Here is a 988-nt window from a genome sequence, read left to right on the forward strand (position 1 = left end):
GTGTGGGGAGTGTGGGGAGAGAGGGGGAAAAATTTCTTCACCATCCTCCCACACCTTCCACACCTCCCACACCTCCCACACCTCCCACACCTCCCACACCTCCTGCTTGCCCAATGCCTCATACCCTTCACTCTCTTCATTCTTGCCATTTCACTTTGACAAAATGCGCTTCACGTCCCCAGAGGTCGCGTGTACGGATAATGTTTTCAATTGTGAGGTTAAAAGGAATAGCGGTTGTTAAGTAACGCTGTACCATAGAACCTAAATCAGGTGCGATTTCAGCGGCTGTTGTTGCAGCTAACCCCAAACCTATAATTTGCTCTACAGGTCGGAATGGTAGCAATAAATGTACACCCATAGCTAATCCGGCGGTTAAGACCATTGCTACTGATAAATTTGTGCCACAACGGGGATGTACAGCTAAATCCCACTCTCCACTGGTAATGCGATGTCGGGCAAGTGCCACTGCACGCCGTAAATCACTGATGTTCACTTCACCATAGAGGTAGAATCCCTGTTCCGTGGACAAACCACCTAACAGTTCGTTATCTAGTTGAACTTTATTGGCTTCTCCTGTGGTGTGGTATGCACTATTTGATTCACTCAAAACCCAGACAGTGGCATGTTCTAGTGCGTGAACTTGCCGCAACATTAAAATTTCTTTTAACCCTGGAATAAACGACAGTTGCCTAAGTAAGTCAGTATCTTGCGTAGGATACGGAAAGTCTGAAGGTTGTGATTCTGAGGTTGGAACTTTTCCTGACAGAGGTGTTGTCAAATCAAAATTCCAAAATTCAAAGGGAAAAGAACCACCTTGAAAAGAAGCAGAAGTATTCATCGGAACACTACTCTCCAAGCCGATAGAGCAATACAGATTTCTTTCAAATGTAGCGCTTGCACCATTAAATTGTTGCTAATTTTTGTTATTGAGCCGGTATGGGGCATGGGGCATGGGGCCCCATGCCCCATACCGGCTCAATAACAAAAA

The 988-nt window shown here is 45.6% G+C and carries 1 protein-coding gene; it reads right to left on the reverse strand.

Annotated elements, in window-relative coordinates:
* Positions 1–136 precede the first annotated feature (136 nt).
* A complete protein-coding gene (locus GNE10_RS34790) occupies positions 137–838 on the reverse strand; it encodes a DUF6391 domain-containing protein (RefSeq protein WP_185570541.1) in 702 nt (233 codons plus the stop codon).
* Positions 839–988 lie beyond the last annotated feature (150 nt).

Source organism: Nostoc sp. 2RC (assembly GCF_014222165.1).
In the GTDB taxonomy this organism is placed as follows: domain Bacteria; phylum Cyanobacteriota; class Cyanobacteriia; order Cyanobacteriales; family Nostocaceae; genus Nostoc; species Nostoc linckia.